Raw genomic sequence first — 21,796 nt, 5'->3', positions numbered from 1 at the left:
CGGGACGGGCGATAGCGTGGGGCCCATGACTGCGGGGGCGATGGTCGGCTTCGGAACGAAACAGGCGTGGCTCGCCGTGCGCGACGCCGAACCCGGCCAGGTGCTGACGGCCCTCGGGTTGCGCGATCTCGGTTCGGTGTCCTGGCGCGATGGCATCGACCTCGCCTACCTCACCGACGACCGGGTCGCGATCACCCCGCCGCTGCCCGGCGCGGCCGGAGCGTCCTGGGTGCTCGCCACCGGCCGCTGGCTACTGCGCCCCGGCACGGTGGTCGACGTGCCCGGCCTGTCCGGACGGCTCGGCACCGAGGTCCAGTTCTTCGCGTCGCACCGCGTCACCGAGCTGCACCGCTGGCAGCGCGCGGTCGACGGGCAGCCGGTACGCGCCTTCGGCTACGTCGGGCAGACCGGCGAGGTGACCTCCTGGTTCGGTGAACCCGACGCCGCCGAGCGGTCCGCGGGCCTGCCGCCGACGTTCGACGAGGAGACGACCGTACTGGTCACGGAACGTGACGTGCTCGCGGTCGCGTCCGCGTGGAGTCTGGATCCCACCCAGCTCGACGGCCGGCCCGCTCCCGGCCCCCTGCTGATCGGCGCCCCGGCCTGAGCGGCCGGCTCCGCCACGTCAGCTCGCCGTCATGGCCGGTTGCTCCAGGTCGTACCCGCGCCGTTCCAGCTCCGTCTCGACCGCCGCGCAGACCGTCTCGACCACGGCCAGCCGTGCCCAGTGCTTGTCGTCGCCCGCGATGATGTGCCACGGCGCCCACGGCGGGTCGCACCGCTCGAGCATCTCCTGGACCGCGGCCTTGTACTGCCGTCGCTTGTCGCGGTTGCGCCAGTCCTCGTCGGTGAGCTTCCAGGTACGCAGCGGATCGGCGGCCCGGTCCTCGAAACGGCGCAGTTGCTCCGCGGCGGACACGTGCATCCAGAACTTGACGATGATCATGCCCTCGGCGGTCAGTGTCCGCTCGAACTCGACGATCTCCCCGTACGCCCGGGTCCACTGCTCGCGGGAGGCGAACCCCTCGACCCGCTCCACCAGCACCCGCCCGTACCAGGACCGGTCGAAGACCGCCATCCCGCCCCAACCCGGCAGCCCGGGCCAGAACCGCCAGAGAAAGTGATGCCGCTTCTCGTCGTACGTCGGCGCCGCGAACTGTGAGACCCGCACGTGCCGGGGGTCGAGCGGGGCCACCAGCCGCTTGATCGCGCCGCCCTTGCCCGAGGCGTCCCAGCCCTCGAAGACGACGCACAGCGGCGGGCCGATCCGCTTCTCGCCGATCTGGCCGCCGAGCAGCAGCCGCAGCCGCAGCAGGCGTTGCTGCGCCGCCACCAGCCGGGCCACCGCCTTCCTCTTGGACAGCTCGACGGGCGGCGTCGCGGATCCGAGACGGCTCATGGCTCCACCCTGGCATCGAAGCCGCGCACCGTCACCCCGAAACCCGGTGTCCGGCCCCGGAACGCATGCGGGAGAATCGGCCACGTGACCGACCGTGCCGAACCCGCGACCGTGCAGCCCATCGTCGACGACCTGCGCTGGCGGGGGCTGATCCAGGACTCCACCGATCCGGAGGAGTTGCGCCGCCATCTGGACGGCGCGCCGATCACGTTCTACGTGGGCTTCGACCCGACCGCCGCCTCGCTGCACGTCGGCCACCTCATGCAGGTGCTCACCGCCCGCCGCCTCCAGCTCGCGGGCCACCGCCCGCTGCTGCTGGTCGGCGGCGCCACCGGCCAGATCGGCGACCCGCGCGAGTCCAGCGAGCGCACCCTCAACCCGCCCGAGGTGGTGGCGGCCTGGCAGGACCGGATCCGGGCCCAGCTGTCCCCGTTCGTCACTTACACCGGCGTGAACGCGGCCACCCTGGTGAACAACCTGGACTGGACCGGGCCGACCTCCGTGATCGAGTTCCTGCGCGACGTCGGCAAGCACTTCCCGGTCAACAAGATGCTGGCCCGCGACGTGGTGCGTAACCGCCTCGAGACCGGCATCAGCTTCACCGAGTTCAGCTACCAGCTGCTGCAGGCCAACGACTTCTACCAGCTGCACGTACGCAACGGGTGCACGCTGCAGTTCGGTGGTTCCGACCAGTGGGGCAACATCACCGCCGGCGTGGACTTCGTCCGCCGGCGCGGTGCCGGGCCGGTGCACGCGTTCACGACGCCGCTCGTGCTCAAGGCCGACGGCACCAAGTTCGGCAAGTCCGAGGGCGGCGCCACGTGGCTCGATCCCACGATGACCTCGCCGTACGCGTTCTACCAGTTCTGGGTCAACGCCGACGACCGGGACATCAACAACTACCTGCGCTACTTCAGCTTCCGCCCCCGCGAGGAACTGGAGGAGCTGGAGAAGGCCACGGCCGAACGCCCCCAGGCGCGGCTCGCCCAGCGGGCGCTGGCCGAGGAGATGACCGCACTCGTGCACGGCGCCGAGGAGGCCCGGCAGGCGATCATGGCAAGCCAGGCGCTGTTCGGCCGGGCCTCGCTCGACGAGCTGTCCGTCGACACGCTGCGGGCCGCCCTGGCCGAGGCCGGACTGCTTCAGGTACGCGGTGAGCTGCCGTCGATCGGTGCCCTGCTGAAGGACTCCGGCCTGGTGGCCAGCGCCAACGAGGCCCGCCGGACGATCGCCGAGGGCGGTGCGTACGTGAACAACGAGCGGGTCACGGACGGCGACGCCGTGCCGGTGGCGTCGGCGTTGCTGCACGGCCGGTTCCTGGTGCTGCGCCGGGGCAAGCGGACCTTTGCCGGTGTGGAACTGGTGTGACGTAGGTCAACCGCCGGGAGTTTGACGCTGTCCTCCGTCGCCACGTAGCGTTTCCCTTCGCCCGTGAGACCGGGCGCCGGGATTCCGGCGCGCGAGTCCCCGGGTCGGGACCCAATCGGCCGCGCGGAGGTCAACTCCGTCGGGTCGAGTCCCGGGCGGTTCGGTGACCGAATTCCTCGGTGACCGGAAACCGGCCGGGTGAGTTCTACCAACGGCAGTGACCGCGGCGAGTCGTCATGGTCGACCTGCCGGCCCACGAGACCGAAGCGATCCTCGCGATCGTGCGCGGTCGCGTGGAACCGCGACGCCGTGAATTGATCACGGAGTTGCGGGATTCGGCCGCGAATCGACGATCTCGCAGCCGAATCCGGGCGGTGCGGCACGGGAAACCCTCACGGGGACCCCGATTTGGATCCGCGAAGCCGACCGGGTAAAGTGGTTCGAGCCGGTAGGGAAACGGGCGAGCGGCGAAGAAATCCGCAGCGGCCGTCCTGCCGGAACCCACGGAATAGCAAGTGATCATTGATCACGCGCTTCACCATGGGTGCCCGAGTGAAATTGCACCGGATTTGACGGTGCGAAATTGCGAGGGTAAGTTGAACGAGTGCCCCGAGGTTGGGCCTCCGGTTGGGGGTCTGGTTTTGGTGTGTGGTTGTTCTTTGAGAACTCAACAGGGTGTTTTGATAAGCCAGTGCCAATTGTGATTGTTTTGTCCCTGGCCGATCATTTTGGTGGTCGGTTGTGGATTCCTTTGGCAACAATTTGTTTGTTGCTGGGGTTGATTCTTCAGGTTTTTGTTGGAGAGTTTGATCCTGGCTCAGGACGAACGCTGGCGGCGTGCTTAACACATGCAAGTCGAGCGGAAAGGCCCTTTCGGGGGTACTCGAGCGGCGAACGGGTGAGTAACACGTGAGTAACCTGCCCCATGCTTTGGGATAACCCTCGGAAACGGGGGCTAATACCGGATATGACTTCTGGCCGCATGGTCGGGGGTGGAAAGTTTTTCGGCGTGGGATGGGCTCGCGGCCTATCAGCTTGTTGGTGGGGTGATGGCCTACCAAGGCGACGACGGGTAGCCGGCCTGAGAGGGCGACCGGCCACACTGGGACTGAGACACGGCCCAGACTCCTACGGGAGGCAGCAGTGGGGAATATTGCACAATGGGCGGAAGCCTGATGCAGCGACGCCGCGTGAGGGATGACGGCCTTCGGGTTGTAAACCTCTTTCAGCACCGACGAAGCGAGAGTGACGGTAGGTGCAGAAGAAGCGCCGGCCAACTACGTGCCAGCAGCCGCGGTAAGACGTAGGGCGCGAGCGTTGTCCGGATTTATTGGGCGTAAAGAGCTCGTAGGCGGCTTGTCGCGTCGACTGTGAAAACCCGCGGCTCAACCGCGGGCCTGCAGCCGATACGGGCAGGCTAGAGTTCGGTAGGGGAGACTGGAATTCCTGGTGTAGCGGTGAAATGCGCAGATATCAGGAGGAACACCGGTGGCGAAGGCGGGTCTCTGGGCCGATACTGACGCTGAGGAGCGAAAGCGTGGGGAGCGAACAGGATTAGATACCCTGGTAGTCCACGCTGTAAACGTTGGGCGCTAGGTGTGGGGGGCCTCTCCGGTTCTCTGTGCCGCAGCTAACGCATTAAGCGCCCCGCCTGGGGAGTACGGCCGCAAGGCTAAAACTCAAAGGAATTGACGGGGGCCCGCACAAGCGGCGGAGCATGCGGATTAATTCGATGCAACGCGAAGAACCTTACCTGGGTTTGACATCACTCGAAAACTCGTAGAGATACGGGGTCCTTCGGGGCGGGTGACAGGTGGTGCATGGCTGTCGTCAGCTCGTGTCGTGAGATGTTGGGTTAAGTCCCGCAACGAGCGCAACCCTCGTTCGATGTTGCCAGCGGGTTATGCCGGGGACTCATCGAAGACTGCCGGGGTCAACTCGGAGGAAGGTGGGGATGACGTCAAGTCATCATGCCCCTTATGTCCAGGGCTTCACGCATGCTACAATGGCCGGTACAAAGGGTTGCGATGCCGTGAGGTGGAGCGAATCCCAAAAAGCCGGTCTCAGTTCGGATCGGGGTCTGCAACTCGACCCCGTGAAGTCGGAGTCGCTAGTAATCGCAGATCAGCAACGCTGCGGTGAATACGTTCCCGGGCCTTGTACACACCGCCCGTCACGTCACGAAAGTCGGCAACACCCGAAGCCGGTGGCCTAACCCCTTGTGGGAGGGAGCCGTCGAAGGTGGGGCTGGCGATTGGGACGAAGTCGTAACAAGGTAGCCGTACCGGAAGGTGCGGCTGGATCACCTCCTTTCTAAGGAGCACCTTGCCCGTGAAAGCGGGCCAGGAGCCCGCGTCACCCGAGTGTGGTGACGGGGTGCTCGATGGCGGAGACACTGGCCTAGTCTGGTTCCGGCAACGGCCGGCGCATCTAGTACGCATCCCTGTGTGGGGTGGGGGAACGGTGGGCTGGTGCGGCTGGGGCGGGGCGACCGATCAAGACATCCTGTTGGGTCCTGAAGGAACAACCAGGCCCGGTACCGCGTGGGAACGCGGGTCGGGTACCCGGCTGAGAGGCTGGGGGTTGTTGTTCAGCGCCAGGCATGACCTGGTCCCTCATACCGTTTCAACACTGTGCGTCTGTGTGGCGTGGGCCTTTCGGGGTGGGTGTTGGGGGTTTGGTGGGGGGCGGTTCGGGTTGTGGGTTGGTTGTTGGTTGAGAATTGCACAGTGGACGCGAGCATCTTGTTTTCTGTGGTTAAGTTGTCAAGGGCGAACGGTGGATGCCTTGGCACCAGGAGCCGATGAAGGACGTGGGAGGCCGCGATAGGCCTGGGGGAGCTGTCAACCTAGCTGTGATCCCAGGGTGTCCGAATGGGGAAACCTGGCACGAGTCATGTCGTGTCACCATCATCTGAATTCATAGGGTGGTGGGGGGAACGCGGGGAAGTGAAACATCTCAGTACCCGTAGGAAGAGAAAACAATAGTGATTCCGTGAGTAGTGGCGAGCGAAAGCGGATGGAGCCTAAACCGGGTGTGTGTGATACTTGTCAGGGGTTGCATATCCGGGGTTGTGGGAGCCACGTACCGTGTCTGACAGCGCGGTGGAGAGTTACAAAGTTGCACGTTAGTTGAATGGTGTGGGAAAGCCAGCCGTAGACGGTGAGAGCCCGGTAGGCGAAAGCGTGTGACCTCTGTGTGGATTTCCCGAGTAGCGGCGGACTCCTGTAATCTGCCGTGAATCTGCCAGGACCACCTGGTAAGGCTGAATACTTCCTGGTGACCGATAGCGGACGAGTACCGTGAGGGAATGGTGAAAAGTACCCCGGGAGGGGAGTGAAATAGTACCTGAAACCGTTCGCCTACAATCCGTCAGAGCCTTTTGGGGTGATGGCGTGCCTTTTGAAGAATGAGCCTGCGAGTTAGTGGCACGTGGCGAGGTTAACCCGGGTGGGGTAGCCGTAGCGAAAGCGAGTCTGAAGAGGGCGTTGAGTCGCGTGTTCTAGACCCGAAGCGGGGTGATCTAGCCATGGGCAGGTTGAAGCGTGGGTAAGACTGCGTGGAGGACCGAACCCACCAACGTTGAAAAGTTGGGGGATGACCTGTGGTTAGGGGTGAAAGGCCAATCAAACTCCGTGATAGCTGGTTCTCCCCGAAATGCATTTAGGTGCAGCGTCGTGTGTTTCTTGCCGGAGGTAGAGCACTGGATGGTCTAGGGGGCCTACAAGCTTACCGAAATCAGCCAAACTCCGAATGCCGGTAAGTGAGAGCGCGGCAGTGAGACTGCGGGGGATAAGCTTCGTAGTCGAGAGGGAAACAGCCCAGATCACCAGCTAAGGCCCCTAAGCGTGTGCTAAGTGGAAAAGGATGTGGGATCGCATAGACAACCAGGAGGTTGGCTTAGAAGCAGCCACCCTTTAAAGAGTGCGTAATAGCTCACTGGTCAAGTGGTTCCGCGCCGACAATGTAGCGGGGCTCAAGCACACCGCCGAAGCTGTGGCACTCACACAAGTACTTCGCGAAGAGACTTTGGTCTTTTCGTGCAGGTGTGTGGGTGGGTAGGGGAGCGTCGTATGGCGGGTGAAGCGCCGGGGTGACCCAGGTGTGGACGCCATACGAGTGAGAATGCAGGCATGAGTAGCGAATGAAGGGTGAGAAACCCTTCCGCCGGATGACCAAGGGTTCCAGGGCCAGGCTAATCCGCCCTGGGTGAGTCGGGGCCTAAGGCGAGGCCGAGAGGCGTAGTCGATGGATAACGGGTTGATATTCCCGTACCCGCGTAGGAGCGCCAGCGATGAACCTCACTGTGCTAACCATCCGAGTTTGTTGATCCCTTCGGGGTGACGTGGGCGAGGTTGGGATCCTGGTGGGTAGTAGTTGAGCGATGGGGTGACGCAGGAAGGTAGCTGATCCCGGCCGGTGGTTGTGCCGGGGTAAGCGTGTAGGCCGTGCCATAGGCAAATCCGTGGCACATGGAGGCTGAGACGTGATGCCGAGCCGATTCAGGTGAAGTCAGTGATCCTATGCTGCCGAGAAAAGCCTCTAGCGATGTTCCGAGCGGCCCGTACCCCAAACCGACACAGGTGGTCAGGTAGAGAATACCGAGGCGACGGGCGAACTGTGGTTAAGGAACTCGGCAAATTGCCCCCGTAACTTAGGGAGAAGGGGGGCCGGACGCGTGAAGCCCCTTGCGGGTGGAGCGTGGTATGGCCGCAGAGAGCAGGGGGAAGCGACTGTTTACTAAAAACACAGGTCCATGCCAAGTCGTAAGACGATGTATATGGACTGACGCCTGCCCGGTGCTGGAACGTTAAGGGGACCTGTTAGCTCTTCGGGGCGAAGCGGAGAACTTAAGCGCCAGTAAACGGCGGTGGTAACTATAACCATCCTAAGGTAGCGAAATTCCTTGTCGGGTAAGTTCCGACCTGCACGAATGGCGTAACGACTTCCCCACTGTCTCAACCACAGGCCCGGCGAAATTGCAGTACGAGTAAAGATGCTCGTTACGCGCGGCAGGACGGAAAGACCCCGGGACCTTTACTATAGCTTGACATTGGTATCTGAATGCAATTGTGTAGGATAGGTGGGAGCCGGTGAAGCTCGGACGCCAGTTCGGGTGGAGGCAATCTTGAAATACCACTCTGTTGGATTTGGGTATCTAACTTGCGGCCCTGATCGGGTCGAGGGACAGTGTCTGGTGGGTAGTTTAACTGGGGCGGTTGCCTCCTAAAAGGTAACGGAGGCGCCCAAAGGTTCCCTCAGCCTGGTTGGCAATCAGGTGTTGAGTGTAAGTGCACAAGGGAGCTTGACTGTGAGACTGACAGGTCGAGCAGGGACGAAAGTCGGGACTAGTGATCCGGCACTTGCGTGTGGAAGCGGTGTCGCTCAACGGATAAAAGGTACCCCGGGGATAACAGGCTGATCTTCCCCAAGAGTCCATATCGACGGGATGGTTTGGCACCTCGATGTCGGCTCGTCGCATCCTGGGGCTGTAGCAGGTCCCAAGGGTTGGGCTGTTCGCCCATTAAAGCGGTACGCGAGCTGGGTTTAGAACGTCGTGAGACAGTTCGGTCCCTATCCGCCGTGCGCGTTGGATACTTGAGAAGGGCTGTCCCTAGTACGAGAGGACCGGGACGGACGAACCTCTGGTGTGCCAGTTGTCCCGCCAGGGGCACGGCTGGTTAGCTACGTTCGGAAGGGATAACCGCTGAAAGCATCTAAGCGGGAAGCCTGCTTCGAGATGAGGTATCCCACCACCTTGAGTGGGTAAGGCCCCCAGCTAGACGACTGGGTTGATAGGCCGGAAATGTAAGCCAGGTAACTGGTTCAGTTGACCGGTACTAATAGGCCGAGGGCTTAACCACACCCATAAATTTGGTGCTCAACGCGTCCACTGTGTGATATCTCAGCAAACAACCACCCCCCACACACCCCACCCACCATCGAGGCCACACAGTCTGGTGGGTGGAAGATGATGGGGGCTTGGTGGCTGGTAGTTGTGCCGGTGGTCATAGCGGAGGGGAAACGCCCGGTCTCATTCCGAACCCGGAAGCTAAGCCCTCCAGCGCCGATGGTACTGCACCCGGGAGGGTGTGGGAGAGTAGGACGCCGCCGGACTCAAACATGATGAGGGCCGCCCCCACCCCGGGGGCGGCCCTCACTGCATGCTGGCCAGGACTGTGTGTCCCGGCCTCATCCACAGGGCGGCGCCCTCCACCCCATTCCAGGCCGCTCGACGAGTAGCCTTTGTGAGCATTGAGCCGACCCGCCACCCCGCGGGAATCGCCGTATCGGAAGGAACGACCCGTGACGACAGGACCGCAGGACGGCGGCGGCCACAACCGCGACGACGAGGGCCGGCCCGGTCGCGGGCGTGACGGCGGGCACCACGGCGGCGCCGGTGGTCGGGGCGGCGACGGCGGGTTCCGCGGCGGTCGGGACCGCGGCGCCGGTGGCGGCGACCGGGGCGGTTTCCGCGACGACCGGGGGCGGGGCGGCTTCCGTGACGACCGCGACCGTGGCGGCCGCGGCTCGCAGGGCGGTGGATACCAGGGTCGCGGCGACCGCGGCGGCTTTTCCCGCGATCGCGGACCCGACCGTGGCTTCGGCGGTGACCGGGATCGGAGCTTCGGCGCCGACCGCGGCTACGGCGACCGCGATCGTGGCCACACCCGGGGCGGGCGCGACGGCGGTGGCTTCCAGGGCGGCCGTGGCGGTCAGGATCGTAGCGGCTTCCGGCAAGGCGGCTCTCAGGGCGGCGGCTACCGGGACAGGGGCTCTCAGGGCGGCTACCGGGACGGGGGCTCTCAGGGCGGCTACCGGGACGGCGGGGCGCGCGGTGGATACCGCGATGACCGTCCCCGTGGTGGCGACCGGGGTCATCCCGGGAGCCGGCAAGATTTTCGCGGCGACCGTGACCGGAGCGGCGACCGTGGTGGATTCCAGGGCGACCGGGGTGGATTCCAGGGGGACCGTGGCGGGTTCCGAGGCGACCGTGGCGGATTCCAGAGTGACCGCGGCGGCTTCCGGGGTGACCGGGGCGGAGCCCAGCGCGACCGGGGCGGCTTCCAGGACGGAGGACGCGGCGGCTTCCGTGGGGACCGCGACCGTGGCCACCCGACTGGGCAGCGTGGACACCAGGGCGATCGCGAGTTCCGCGGCGGAGACCGGGAGGGCGGTCAGCACCCCCGTGGCGGGGCGGACCGCGGCGGTCGCGGCGGCGGCTTCCAGGGCGGCCGCACCGGCTACCAGGGTGGCGGCGGCTACCAGGGTGGCGGCGGCTTCCAGGGCGGTCGCGGCGGCTACCAGGATCGGGGTGACCGTCCGGGATTCCGGGACGAACGCGACCGGCGGCCCGGCAGCGAGTCGCGCGGCGGGTTCCGCGGGGAGCGCGAGCACCAGGATGGTCGTGACCGTACCGGCGATCGTGGCGGCTTCTCGCGCGACGATCGTGGTGGATTCCGCGGCGGGGACCGCCCAGGTAACCGGGGAGCAGGTGGCTTCCGAGCCGATCGCGAGCGCGGCGGGTACGCGGGCGGCCGCGACGGAGGCTTCCGCGACCGGGGCCCGGACCGCGGCTCGCGCGACGGCGGCTTCCGGGGGGATCGTGGCCCTCGTGACGGCGGCTTCCAGGGCGACCGCGACCGTGGTCCGCGCGATGGCGGCTTCCGGGGGGATCGTGGCCCTCGTGACGGCGGCTTCCAGGGCGACCGTGGTCCCCGCGATGGCGGTTTCCGGGGCGATCGGGATCGTGGTCCGCGCGATGGCGGGTTCCGGGGTGACCGGGACCGCGGCCCTCGTGACGGCGGGTTCCGGGGCGACCGTGGATCGGGCGACGGCGGGTTCCGGGATGGTGGTTTCCGGGGCGATCGGGATCGTGGTCCGCGCGACGGCGGATTCCGCAGCGACCGGGGGCCGTCGTCAGCCGGCGGTGAGCGCCAGGCTCGACACGAGCGCGACGGGATCCGCGACGACCGGTTCCAGGATTCGCGTGCCCGCGACGACCAACAGCCCGCGTTCCAGGCGCCGGACCTGCCCGAGGACATCGCGGCGTCCGACCTCGACAAGGACGTACGCGCGGAACTGCTGAGCTTGTCTCGCGACGTCGCCGACCGGGTCGCCCGGCATCTCGTCGCGGCCGGACAGATCATCGACGAGGACTCGGATCTGGCCCTGCAGCATGCGATCGCGGCTCGGCGGCTCGCGTCGCGGATCGCCGCGGTGCGGGAGGCCGTCGGACTCGCGGCGTACGCGGCGGGGGATTGGGCGACCGCGATCTCGGAGCTGCGTACGTACCATCGCATGTCGGGCCGGCAGACCCACCTGGCCGAACTGGCCGACTGCGAGCGCGCGCTGGGCCGCCCGGAACGGGCGATCGATCTGTACCGCGGTGCGGACCGTGAGGCCCTCGACAAGGCCGGGGCGATCGAGTTGCTCATCGTGGCGGCCGGGGCGCGCGGCGACCTTGGCCAGCACGACGCCGCGGTGGCGATGCTCCAGGTTCGCGAGCTCACCGGTGATGGTGAGGCGGAATGGGCGCCGCGGCTGCGGTATGCGTACGCGGATGCGCTGCTGTCGGCAGGGCGCCGCGACGAGGCGCGGGAGTGGTTCGCGCGGGCGGCGACCGCCGACGAGGACGGCTTGACCGACGCGGCGGAACGGTTGCTGGAACTCGACGGCGTCGACTTCGCCGACGACGGGGAGGACGACCAGGACGGCGACGACGGTGAGCAGCCGTACGCCGAAGACGCCGCGGCGGACCTCGACGAGGACGACGAGGACGAGGAGGCGGGGCCGGAAGGCTTCCTGGACGACGACGAGTCCGGTCTGGACCCAGAGGACTTCGACGACGATGCTGAAGCGGCGGACGAGTCGGCGGGTCGCCGTGGCGGGGCGGACGACGGCCCGCGCGACGAGCAGAAGGCGCTCGGGGACGAGTTCGTGGTAACCACCGACGAAGACGGCGACGACGGGCGGGCAAAGGCGTGAGTGATCGGCTGGTCGACGGGTACGACCTCGTAGTATTCGACCTCGACGGGGTCGTCTATCTCATCGACAAGCCGATCCCGGGCGCCGCCGAGGCGGTCGGCACGCTGCATGCCGAGGGCACGGCGATCGCGTACGCGACGAACAACGCGTCCCGCCGGGCCGCCGACGTCGCCGCGCTGCTGACCGGCATGGGCGTGCCCGCATCTGCCGACGAGGTGCTCACCTCGGCCGGGGCCGCGGCGGTGATGCTGGCGGACGACCTGCCCGCGGGCGCACCCGTACTCGTGGTCGGCGCGGAGGCACTGCGCGCCGAGGTGCGCGAGCAGGGCCTGACGCCGGTGGAGCGGCTGGAGGACGCGCCGGTCGCGGTGGTACAGGGCTACGGCCCCGACGTCGGCTGGCGGGTCCTCGCCGAGGCCGCCCTGGCGGTGCGGAAGGGTGCGACCTGGATCGCCACGAACACTGACCGTACGCTGCCCAGCCCGCGCGGTCCGCTGCCCGGAAACGGCTCGCTGGTCTCCGTGCTGCGTACCGCGCTGGACCGGGACCCGGACGTGGTCGTGGGCAAGCCGTCGCCGGCCCTGTTCCGGGCGGCCGCGTCGCGGTCCGGGGCGACGCGTCCCCTGGTGGTCGGTGACCGGCTCGACACGGACATCGAGGGCGCGGTCGGTGCGGGCATGGACTGCCTGCTCGTGCTGACCGGGGTGACCGGTCCGGTGGATCTACTGACCGCGCCGCCGGCCCGGCGGCCGGGATACGTAGCGGCGGACCTGTCGGGACTGTTCGCGCCCGCCGACGCCGCGCAACTGCTACCGCCGGACGCCGACTCGGCCGGTGGGTGGCGCCTGGCGGATGACGGCGGGGCGGTGAGGTTGACGGGCGACGGCACACCGGTCGACGCGTTGCGGCTGCTCTGCGGCCGGGTCTGGGACGGCGTGGCGCCCGGCGACGTGCGGGCGGGTTCGGACGCGGCCCGCGAGCTGCTGACGAGCTGGGGACTGCCGGGCTGACGCGCTACAGCAGCTTGCGCAGCTTCAACAGGTCGAACGGGTTCGCCTTGATGGTCACCTGACGCGTTGCCACCGCCCGGGTGACATCGAGGCGGCCGGCCACGACGGCGATCAGATCGTCGCTGTTCGCCACGAGTGCGATCTTCGCCCGAGGGTCGTCCCCGTCGGTGATGTCGACGAGGCGTCCGTCGGCGAGCCGGCCGTGGAAGGCCGCGTCCAGGTCGGGGATCCGGCACGCCAGGGTGCGGTCGAGGTCGAGTCTGCCCCGGGTCTCGGCGTTGGCGTCGAGGCGGGCGGCGAGGTCCAGCAGCGCTTGCCGGCACTCGTCCACGCTGGCCATACGGGCTCCCTTCGCGCGACACCTCCGCGTACCGCACGGTACCGCACAGGACGCCTTGAGCCGCCCGGTAGCGTGACACCCGATGGAGGCGGCCGCGAACGAGGAGAGCGGGCATGCAGGACGCATGGCGGGCGTATCTGGAAATGGCGCTCGGCTTGACCGAGGAGCCGCGCCGCAAGGTCCAGAAGGCGGCCGGTGAGCTGATCAACCGCGGCGGTGAGACGGCGGTACAGCTGCAGGGTCTCGTAGCGGATGTGGTCGGCGCCGGACTCGCCAACCGGGAGGCGCTCACCACGATCGTGCGCTACGAGGTTGACCGCGCCCTCGGGCTCGTCGGCCTGGCCACCGCGGAAGAGGTCGCCGATCTGACCACGCGGGTCCGGGACCTGGAGCGTCAGCTCCGCGATGCGCGAGCCCGCGCCGCAGCCGCCGAGGCCGGTGGTGGCACGCCGGCCGCGGGCGACGGCGAGACCGGTGGGGGCGGCGCCCAGGCAACTGCCGCGGCACAGCCCGCGAAGAAGACCGTGGCAAAGAAGACCGTGGCAAAGAAGACCGTGGCAAAGAAGACCGTGGCAAAGAAGACCGTGGCAAAGAAGGCTGTCGCGGAGAACGCGGTGGCACAGAAGGCCGTCGCCAAGACGGCTGTCGCGAAGAAGACTGTGGCGAAGAAGGCCATCGCGAAAGCGGCCGTGACGCCCGAGGCTGTGGCGGGTGACGCTGGAACAGCGGGCGCGGGAGTCAAGGAGGCAGCGGCGAGCAAGGCAGCGGCGAGCAAGGCAGCGGCCAGCAAGGCAGCGGCCAGCAAGGCCGCGGCGACGACTGGCGCCGAGGTGGCGAACACCGCGGCGACGAAGGCCGTGGCTAAGACGGCTGTCGCGAAGAAGGCCGCCGCCAAGACAGCCGTACCCAAGACGGCTGTCGCGAAGAAGGCTGTCGCGAAGAAGGCCGTGGCCACGAAGGTGGCGGCCGAGAAGACCGGGGAAACCGGAGCCGCTCGGGCCGGGACCGCGCAGAGCGGGAGCGCGAGCACTGTCGCGAAGAAGGCCGTCGCCAAGACGGCGGTGGCGAAGAAGACGGCGCCGAACGCCCTGCCATCGTCCGCCGCTACGCCCACGCCCGCGCCGTCGGCCCGCAAGGCCGCCAAGAAGGCGGCGCCGGCCGGATCCGCCGCGAAGAGCGCACCCGCCAAGGTCCCGGGAGCGCGGAACGCGCCAGCGCCAGCGGGCCCTGGCGAGGCACCCACCGCGTCGGCACCAGCGGGCCTTGGGAAGGCACCCACCGCGTCGGCACCAGCGGGCCTTGGGAAGGCGCCTACCGCGCCAGCGCCAGCGGGCCCGAGCAACGCACCGGGCGCGCTGACGAAGCAGGCCGTGACCGCGCCCGAGACGCCAACGTCGATCGACGCTCCGGCCGTGGCGTCGAACCCGGCCGGGCTGTCGGAGGGCGCGGCCGCCGGTCCCGGCGCTGACCGGGCCACCGGGCAGACGACCGGCGGACAGGCACCGGCGCCCGCGACCCCACCGGTGACCGAGCGGTCGACCGAAACGGAGACGCCCTGGTGACGATCTCGCCTGCCCCGGCCCCCGGCCCCCGGCCCGGCCCGCCGCTCGGCGCGGCCCGCCCCGGTCCGCCGCCGGGCCACGTCCCACCGCTCCTGCCCGGTCCGGCCGGGGTCCCGGCCGGACCGGAGGCCGCCGGAACCACCACCGGCGGGGACACCACGGGACACCCCGCAGTGGACGCGGTGCTGCGTTCGCTGGACAACGCCGCCCAGCTACCCCCGGCGGAGCAGATCGCCGCGTACGAGGCCGCGCACCAGGTGCTGCAGGAGACGCTCGCGAGCATCGACCGCTGAGCCCCGTGACGTCGTCCTGAGCACCCCGTACCCGAGGAATCTGAATGGCCCGCCGCGCCCGTCTCGACGCTGAGCTTGTCCGCCGCAAGCTGGCCCGCTCCCGGGAGCAGGCCGCCGCGCTCGTCGCGGCCGGCCGGGTCCAGGTGCGCGGCACCGTGGCCCACAAGGTCGCCGCCATGATCGACCCGGCGGATCCGGTCCTGGTCACCGGCGACGACCCCGGCAGCGAGTACGTGTCCCGGGGCGGGCACAAGCTCGCGGGCGCGCTGGCCGCCTTCGCCCCGGACGGGCTGGCCGTCGCGGGCCGGCGGTGCCTGGACGCGGGTGCCTCCACCGGTGGTTTCACCGACGTCCTGTTGCGCTCGGGCGCCGCGCATGTCGTGGCGGTCGACGTCGGCTACGGCCAGCTCGCCTGGCCGCTGCGCACCGACGACCGGGTCACCGTCCTGGAACGCACCAACGTGCGCACCCTGGCCCCGGAGGCGATCGGGGGGCCGGTGGAGCTGACCGTGGCGGACCTGTCGTTCATCTCGCTGCGGTTGGTCCTGCCCGCGCTGGCGGCCTGTACCGGCGCCGACGGTGACCTGGCGCTGATGGTCAAACCTCAGTTCGAGGTGGGTAAGGAGCGGGTGGGTGCGGGCGGCGTCGTCCGGGATCCCGCGCTGCGGGCGGAGGCGGTGCTGGAGGTGGCGGCGGCGGCCGCCGGTCTCGGCCTCGGGGTGGCCGGGGTGACCGCGAGCCCGCTGCCGGGGCCCAGCGGAAACGTCGAGTTCTTCCTGTGGTTCCGCCGCGATGCGCCACCGGCCGACGAAGAGCGCGTACGGGCCGTGGTCGCGGCGGGGCCCTCCGGCGGGGTAGCCTCCGGCGGGCCGGCGCCCGAACCGTCCGGCTGAAGAGGAGATGGCATGACTCGCTCCGCCTTGCTGGTCACCCACACGGGTCGCCGGCAGAGCACCCAGCACGCCCGGGCGGTCGCCCGCGACCTGATCCAGGCGGGTTTCGAGGTGCGGGTCATCGCGGCGGAGGTCGCCGACCTGGACCTGCCCGCCGGGGTCACGCCGGTCGACGACCCGGCCGCGGCCGAGGGCGTGGAGATCGTTTTCGCGCTGGGCGGGGACGGCACCTTCCTGCGCGCGGCCGAGCTGGCCCGTCCCGTCAAGGCGCCGCTGCTGGGCATCAACCTCGGCAAGGTGGGTTTCCTCGCCGAGGCCGAGATCAGCGACCTTGACCAGACCGTGCGGGACATCATCTCCGGGTCGTACACGGTGGACGAACGGCTCACCCTCGACGTGCGGGCCGAGTACGACGGGCGGCTGATCGCCGACTCCTGGGCGCTCAACGAGGTCAGCGTCGAGAAGGGGCAGCGGGCGCAGATGCTCGAACTGCTCGTGGACGTCGACGGGCGGCCGCTGTCGCGCTACGGCTGCGACGGCGTGGTGTGTGCCACTCCGACCGGGTCGACCGCGTACGCGTTCTCGGCCGGTGGGCCGGTGGTGTGGCCCGAGGTGGAGGCGCTGCTGCTGGTGCCGATCAGCGCGCATGCCCTGTTCAGTAAGCCGTTGGTGACCGCGCCCACCTCCACTCTCATGCTCACGGTGGATCCGTACACGTCGTTCGCGGTGATGTGCTGCGACGGTCGGCGTACCTGGGATCTGCCGCCGGGGGCGACGGTGACGGTGCAGCGCGGGGATCTTCCGGTACGCCTGGTGCGGCTGGCGCCGCGGCCGTTCACGGACACGCTGGTGGCCAAGTTCGCCCTGCCGGTGGACGGCTGGCGGGGGAATCGACGCTGATCCACGCGGACGCCGGTGGGCAATTGTCGGTCGCCACCGATACTGTCTGCCCTGTGCTGGAGGAGTTGCGCATCACCGGGCTCGGCGTCATCGAGGACACGACGCTGCGCCTGACGGCGGGAATGAACGTCATCACCGGTGAGACCGGCGCGGGCAAAACCATGGTGGTCACCGGGCTGGGCCTGCTGTTCGGCGGCCGGGCCGACGCGGGGCGGGTCCGGGCCGACCCGGGCCGCGCGGTCGTCGAGGGTCGCCTGCGCCTGACCGGCCCGCTGGCCGCCAGCGTCCAGGCCCGGGTCACCGACGCCGGTGCCGAGCCGGACGACGACGGCACGGTACTGCTCAGCCGGACGGTGACCAGCGAGGGCCGGTCCCGCGCCCACGTCGGCGGCCGGAGCATGCCGGTGGCGATGCTGGCCGAGGTCGGCGAGCAGGTGGTGGCGGTGCACGGGCAGTCCGACCAGTTGCGCCTGCTGCGCCCGGCCGAGCAGCGGGCCGCGCTGGACCGGTTCGCTGGTCCGGAGCACGAGAAGCTGCTGGAGACGTACCGGGAGGCGTTCACCCGCTGGCGGGCGGCGGTCGACGACCTGGCCGACCGGCGGCGCAACGCCCGCCAGCGCAGCCAGGAGGCCGATCTGCTGACCCTGGGGCTGGATGAGATCAGCCGGGTCGACCCCCAGCCCGGCGAGGACGAGGATCTGCGTGCCGAGGCGCAGCGGCTGGAGCACGCCGAGGGTTTGCGTACGGCGGCGGCGCTGGCCGCGCAGGCGTTGGCGGGCGGGGTGGAGACGGTCGACGACACCCCGGACGCGACCCAGCTGCTGGGCACCGCACGCCGTACCCTGGCCGCCCAGTCGGCGGTGGATCCGGTCCTGGGTGACCTCGCCGTCCGCCTGGAGGAGGCGGCCACCCTCGTGGGTGACGTGTCGTCGGAGTTGTCGGGCTATCTGGAGGCGCTGGACGCCGACCCGGACCGGCTGGCGGCGGTCCACGAGCGGCGGGCCGCGCTGCGGGCCCTCACCCGCAAGTACGCGGACGACGTCGACGGCGTCATCGCCTGGGCCGAGAACGCTCGTGCCCGGCTGGCCGCGCTGGACACCTCCGACGAGTTGCTGGAGGAGCTGGACCGCGAGCGGCTGCGGCTGGAGGCGACCGTGGGTGAGCTGTCGGGGCGGCTCACCGCGGCCCGGCAGCAGGCCGCGGGCCGGTTCGCTGAGCAGGTCAGTGTCGAACTGGCCGGGCTGGCGATGCCGCACGCGCGGGTGGAGGTGGTGGTGCTGGCCCGCTCGGCCGGCCGCGACGAGCCGCTGGTGCGGGTCGACGGCCGGGAGCTGGCCGCAGGCCCGGACGGGGCGGACGAGGTGGAGCTGCGGCTGCTGGCCCATCCGGGGGCGCCGAGCCTGCCGCTGCAGAAGGGCGCCTCGGGGGGTGAGCTGTCGCGGGTGATGCTGGCCATCGAGGTGGTGTTCGCCGGTGCGGGTGGCCCACCGACGCTGGTCTTCGACGAGGTCGACGCGGGCGTGGGCGGTCAGGCCGCGGTGGAGATCGGGCGGCGGCTGGCCCGGCTGGCGCGGACCCATCAGGTGCTGGTGGTGACGCATCTGCCGCAGGTGGCGGCGTTCGCCGACCGTCACCTGGTGGTCGCCAAGGACACCGGCGGCGCGATCACGACCAGCGGGGTGCGGGTCGTCGAGGAGGGGGAGCGGGCGCGGGAGCTGGCCCGGATGCTGGCCGGTTTGCCGGATTCCGACCTCGGCATCGCCCACGCGGAGGAGCTGCTGGCGGTGGCGGGTCAGGAAAAGCGGGGCTGACCTGCGGCGTCGCCGAGCCGCGGTGCGGCTCGGCCGGTGCGCCGCGGCGGCCCGGCGCAGCCGATACCTAATTGTCCTTTTCGGGCGTGATCTCTCGCATGTCGCATTCGGCGTGCGTGATCGGGCATGTCAGGATGGCCACGATGCGACTTCCCACCTTGCGCCGGACCCGGAGCGTCGAGCCGGGTACGCTGACCGGCACCGCCCGCCTCGACCGCCGGACCAAGCGTCTGGTCGGTCGCCTGCGCCCCGGCGACATCGCGGTCATCGACCACGTCGACATCGACCGGGTGGCCGCCGACTCCCTGGTGGCGGTCGGTGTCTCCGCGGTGCTGAACGCGAAGCCGTCCATCTCCGGGCGCTACCCGAACCTGGGCCCCGAAGTGCTGGTGCAGGCGGGCATCGTGCTGATCGACGGGCTCGGCGAGACCCTGTTCGACCGGCTGCGCGAGGGCGTCACCGTCAGCATCGAGGGTGACGCCGTACTGATCGAGGACGAAGTCGTGGCGACCGGCATCCGGCAGGACGCCGCCACGGTCGCGGCCGCCATGGCGAACGCCCGCGAAGGGCTGTCCGTGCAGCTCGAGGCGTTCGCCGCGAACACCATGGACTACCTCAAGCAGGAGCGCGACCTGCTGCTCGACGGCGTCGGCGTGCCCGACGTGAAGACCCAGATCGCCGGGCGGCATGTGCTGATCGTCGTGCGCGGCTACGACTACAAGGCCGACCTGGACGTGCTGCGGCCCTACATCCGCGAGTTCAAGCCGGTGCTGATCGGCGTCGACGGGGGAGCGGACGCGCTCGTGGAGACCGGGTACACCCCCGACCTGATCATCGGGGACATGGACTCGGTCACCGACGACGTGCTGCGCTGCGGCGCCGAGGTGGTCGTGCACGCGTACCCGGACGGGCGGGCGCCCGGCCTGGACCGGGTCCGCCAGCTCGACGTCGCCGCGCTGACCTTCCCGGCCGCCGCCACCAGCGAGGACCTGGCCATGCTGCTGGCCGACGAGAAGGGCGCCTCGCTCATCGTCGCGGTCGGCACCCACGCCAACCTGGTCGAGTTCCTGGACAAGGGCCGCGGGGGCATGGCGTCGACTTTCCTCACTCGGCTCAAGGTGGGCGGCAAACTGGTCGATGCCAAGGGGGTCAGCCGGTTGTACCGGCAGAACATCTCCGGCTCGGCGCTGGTGCTGCTCGTGCTGTCCGCGGTCGCGGCCATGGCCTCGGCCGTGGCGGTGTCCACGGTCGGCAAGGCGTACCTCGCCGTGGTGTCCGAGTGGTGGGACAATCTGGTGTTCCAGCTGGGAAACCTCTTCTGACCCCCGAATGACCAAGAGGCTCAAGGCGTGATCAACTTCCGGTACCACGTGGTGTCGCTCACCGCGGTCTTCCTCGCGCTGGCCCTCGGCCTGGTCGTGGGCACCGCCGCGCTCAACGGACCGGTCGCGGACAAGCTCAAGGACCAGGTCACGACGCTGAGCAAGGACAACGGCAACTACCGGTCCCAGGCGAACCAGTACCGCGAGGAACTCAACCGCAGCCAGGACTTCGCCACCGAGGTCGCGCCCGCCCTGATCGGCGGCAAGCTGACCGGCCGCCGGCTGCTCGTGGTCGCCCTCCCGGGCAGCCAGGACTACGTCGACGGCGTGGTTACCATGCTCACCGTCGCCGGCGCCAAGATCACCGCCAAGGTGACCGTCCAGGACAAGTTCTTCGACCCGGCCAACAGCCTCGAACTGCTCGACCTGGCCAACCGCGCCTCGCAGCCGACCATCGGGGTGGCGCGGCTGCCGCTCAACAGCGACGGGGTGGAGACCTCCAGCGCCCTGCTGGCGCTCGCCCTGCAGCAGCGCACCCCCGAGGTCGCCCCCGGCGATCTGACCGCTGTGCTCGCCGCGTACTCGGGGCCGGGCTACATCGCGGTCGAGGACGGCGCCGTGGGCGGCGCCGAGGCCACCGTCGTGATCTCCGGCCTCCCGCCGGTCGACAAGGACGCCGCCAAGAAGAGCCAGTCCGCGGTGATGCTGGCCAACCAGTTCGTCAAGGAAAAGCCGCTGGTCGTGGCGGGCAACGGCAGCGGGGACGGCAACCTCGTCTCCGAGGTGCGGGGCGACCCGACGCTGGTGCGCCGCATCTCGACCGTGGACAACGCCAGCAGCGTGCAGGGCCAACTGGCCGCCGTACTGACCGTGATCGAGCGGATGACGGGCGGCAAGATCGGCCAGTACGGCCTCGCCGCCGGCGCGACCTCCCTCGTGCCGAAGACGGCGGCGTAGCCCCGGCTCCTTAGACTCGTTACCCGGTCGCCGGTCCTTCCCCCGGACCGGCGGAGTCAGGAGATCGACATCATGGCCACACGGTTCGCCCGGTCCTTCGGCACCGGGGCGATCGTCGCGCGTGCCGCACTGGCCTGGATCCGCCGGGATCCCCGCGCGGGCGAGCTCGAACGCACCAACTTCCACGGCCGTACCGTGAGCCTCGCCGGGGGGCCGGCGCTGGCCGCCGGTGCGACCCTCGGTGCCGCGCTCGGCGCGCCCGGCCCGGCCGTCGCCGGTGCCGCCCTGGTGGCGGGGGCCACCTGCGGCGCGGTCGGCGGATACGACGACGTGGTCGGCGCCCGGCCCGAGCAGAAGGCGGCCAAGGGCTTCGCGGGTCACCTCGCCGCGCTGCGGCAGGGCCGGGTCACCAGCGGCGTCGTGAAGATCATCGGGGTGGGCGCGGCCGGGCTGGCCGCCGCCGCGCTGCTGTCGGCGGACCCGCGGGTCCGGGCGCATCCCGGCCGGGCCGGGGCGGGGGCCCTGCGCCGCGGCGCCGACGTGCTGCTGGGCGCGGGCGTCATCGCCGGTACCGCGAACCTGATCAACCTGCTGGATCTGCGCCCCGGCCGGGCGCTGAAGGCCGGCGCCCTGATCGGCGCCCCGCTGGCGGTGGGACCGGGCGGGGGGGTCGCGGCCGGCACTCTGGGTGCCGGGGCGGCACTGCTCCCCGCCGACCTCGGCGAGGAGATCATGCTCGGCGACGCGGGCGCCAACGCGCTCGGCGCGCTGCTCGGGGTGGCCCTCGCCGCGCGTACCGGGCCCGTGGGCCGGGCCGTGGCCCTGGCCGCCGTCGCCGGGCTGACCGCCGCCAGCGAGAAGGTCAGCTTCACCAAGGTCATCCAGGACACCCCGTGGCTGCGCCGGCTCGACGAGCTCGGCCGCCGCCCCCCGACGGCGTGAGCAGGTGCCGC

Annotated in this window: 16 protein-coding genes and 3 rRNA genes; 15 read left to right on the top strand and 4 right to left on the bottom strand. The window is 69.4% G+C overall.

The features are described from left to right. Positions 1–25 precede the first annotated feature (25 nt). On the top strand, positions 26–607 hold the full coding sequence (locus EV385_RS03090; protein WP_242624673.1) for a hypothetical protein: 582 nt from the start codon (positions 26–28) through the stop codon (positions 605–607). Positions 608–625: 18 nt separating this feature from the next. Here EV385_RS03090 and EV385_RS03085 read toward each other — a convergent pair whose 3' ends face one another. Continuing rightward, complete coding sequence (locus tag EV385_RS03085; protein ID WP_130508061.1) at positions 626–1,399, bottom strand: polyphosphate kinase 2 family protein; 774 nt, start codon at positions 1,397–1,399, stop codon at positions 626–628. An 84-nt stretch (positions 1,400–1,483) separates the two neighbouring features. Here EV385_RS03085 and tyrS point away from each other — a divergent pair, with 84 nt between their 5' ends. The 4 genes from tyrS to rrf all read left to right on the top strand — a co-directional run bounded on the left by tyrS (position 1,484) and on the right by rrf (position 8,884). After that, positions 1,484–2,767 carry a tyrosine--tRNA ligase gene (tyrS, locus tag EV385_RS03080; protein WP_130508060.1) on the top strand — a complete coding sequence of 428 codons (1,284 nt, stop codon included), beginning with the start codon at positions 1,484–1,486 and terminating at the stop codon, positions 2,765–2,767. A gap of 794 nt (positions 2,768–3,561) precedes the next feature. After that, positions 3,562–5,080 (top strand): 16S ribosomal RNA (locus tag EV385_RS03075). 442 nt (positions 5,081–5,522) lie between these two features. Beyond that, a 23S ribosomal RNA gene (locus EV385_RS03070) occupies positions 5,523–8,631 on the top strand. A gap of 136 nt (positions 8,632–8,767) precedes the next feature. Continuing rightward, positions 8,768–8,884: ribosomal RNA gene (gene rrf / locus EV385_RS03065) — 5S ribosomal RNA — on the top strand. Together the 16S, 23S and 5S rRNA genes form the textbook arrangement of a ribosomal RNA operon. A 75-nt stretch (positions 8,885–8,959) precedes the next feature. On the opposite strand, the gene EV385_RS33735 is transcribed toward rrf, so the two are convergent. Beyond that, positions 8,960–10,165, bottom strand: a complete 1,206-nt coding sequence (locus tag EV385_RS33735) for a hypothetical protein (RefSeq protein WP_165449328.1) — start codon at positions 10,163–10,165, stop codon at positions 8,960–8,962. 522 nt (positions 10,166–10,687) lie between these two features. After that, positions 10,688–10,948: a hypothetical protein gene (locus EV385_RS34235; RefSeq protein WP_207230175.1), complete on the bottom strand. Its 261-nt coding sequence runs from the start codon at positions 10,946–10,948 to the stop codon at positions 10,688–10,690. Here EV385_RS34235 and EV385_RS03060 point away from each other — a divergent pair. After that, a complete protein-coding gene (locus EV385_RS03060) occupies positions 10,859–11,755 on the top strand; it encodes a tetratricopeptide repeat protein (protein ID WP_423203008.1) in 897 nt (298 codons plus the stop codon). The genes EV385_RS34235 and EV385_RS03060 overlap by 90 nt on opposite strands. Further along, positions 11,752–12,765 carry an HAD-IIA family hydrolase gene (locus EV385_RS03055; protein ID WP_130508059.1) on the top strand — a complete coding sequence of 338 codons (1,014 nt, stop codon included), beginning with the start codon at positions 11,752–11,754 and terminating at the stop codon, positions 12,763–12,765. Before EV385_RS03060 ends, EV385_RS03055 begins: the two co-directional genes overlap by 4 nt. Before the next feature lie 4 nt (positions 12,766–12,769). Here the strand turns inward: EV385_RS03055 and EV385_RS03050 are convergent, their stop codons facing one another. Then, a complete protein-coding gene (locus EV385_RS03050) occupies positions 12,770–13,105 on the bottom strand; it encodes an alkyl sulfatase C-terminal domain-containing protein (protein WP_130508058.1) in 336 nt (111 codons plus the stop codon). A 113-nt stretch (positions 13,106–13,218) separates the two neighbouring features. Between EV385_RS03050 and EV385_RS34230 the strand changes: the two genes are divergently transcribed. From EV385_RS34230 to EV385_RS03010, 8 genes are all read left to right on the top strand, one after another. Further along, positions 13,219–14,667, top strand: a complete 1,449-nt coding sequence (locus EV385_RS34230; RefSeq protein ID WP_207229740.1) for a histone H1-like repetitive region-containing protein — start codon at positions 13,219–13,221, stop codon at positions 14,665–14,667. Next, positions 14,664–14,960 (top strand): hypothetical protein, encoded by a 297-nt coding sequence (locus EV385_RS03040; RefSeq protein WP_242624672.1) that lies wholly within the window; start codon positions 14,664–14,666, stop codon positions 14,958–14,960. The genes EV385_RS34230 and EV385_RS03040 overlap by 4 nt, the downstream gene beginning before the upstream one ends. A gap of 44 nt (positions 14,961–15,004) precedes the next feature. Next, the gene (locus EV385_RS03035) at positions 15,005–15,853 is read left to right on the top strand and encodes a TlyA family RNA methyltransferase (protein ID WP_130508057.1); all 849 of its coding nucleotides are present in this window, start codon (positions 15,005–15,007) and stop codon (positions 15,851–15,853) included. 12 nt (positions 15,854–15,865) lie between these two features. Further along, positions 15,866–16,753: an NAD kinase gene (locus tag EV385_RS03030; RefSeq protein WP_130508056.1), complete on the top strand. Its 888-nt coding sequence runs from the start codon at positions 15,866–15,868 to the stop codon at positions 16,751–16,753. A gap of 53 nt (positions 16,754–16,806) precedes the next feature. Then, positions 16,807–18,564 (top strand): DNA repair protein RecN, encoded by a 1,758-nt coding sequence (gene recN, locus EV385_RS03025; protein WP_130508055.1) that lies wholly within the window; start codon positions 16,807–16,809, stop codon positions 18,562–18,564. A 143-nt stretch (positions 18,565–18,707) separates the two neighbouring features. Further along, the gene (steA, locus tag EV385_RS03020; protein ID WP_130508054.1) at positions 18,708–19,886 is read left to right on the top strand and encodes a putative cytokinetic ring protein SteA; all 1,179 of its coding nucleotides are present in this window, start codon (positions 18,708–18,710) and stop codon (positions 19,884–19,886) included. A gap of 27 nt (positions 19,887–19,913) precedes the next feature. Continuing rightward, entirely contained in the window at positions 19,914–20,843 is a 930-nt protein-coding gene (locus EV385_RS03015) for a copper transporter (RefSeq protein WP_130508053.1), read from the top strand. Positions 20,844–20,915: 72 nt separating this feature from the next. Further along, on the top strand, positions 20,916–21,785 hold the full coding sequence (locus tag EV385_RS03010) for a hypothetical protein (RefSeq protein ID WP_130508052.1): 870 nt from the start codon (positions 20,916–20,918) through the stop codon (positions 21,783–21,785). The last annotated feature ends 11 nt before the right edge of the window (positions 21,786–21,796 follow it).

It is taken from the genome of Krasilnikovia cinnamomea (assembly GCF_004217545.1).
GTDB lineage: Bacteria > Actinomycetota > Actinomycetes > Mycobacteriales > Micromonosporaceae > Actinoplanes > Actinoplanes cinnamomeus.
Note: the sequence above shows the minus strand (reverse complement) of the source record. Positions and strands in the feature narration are given on the sequence as shown.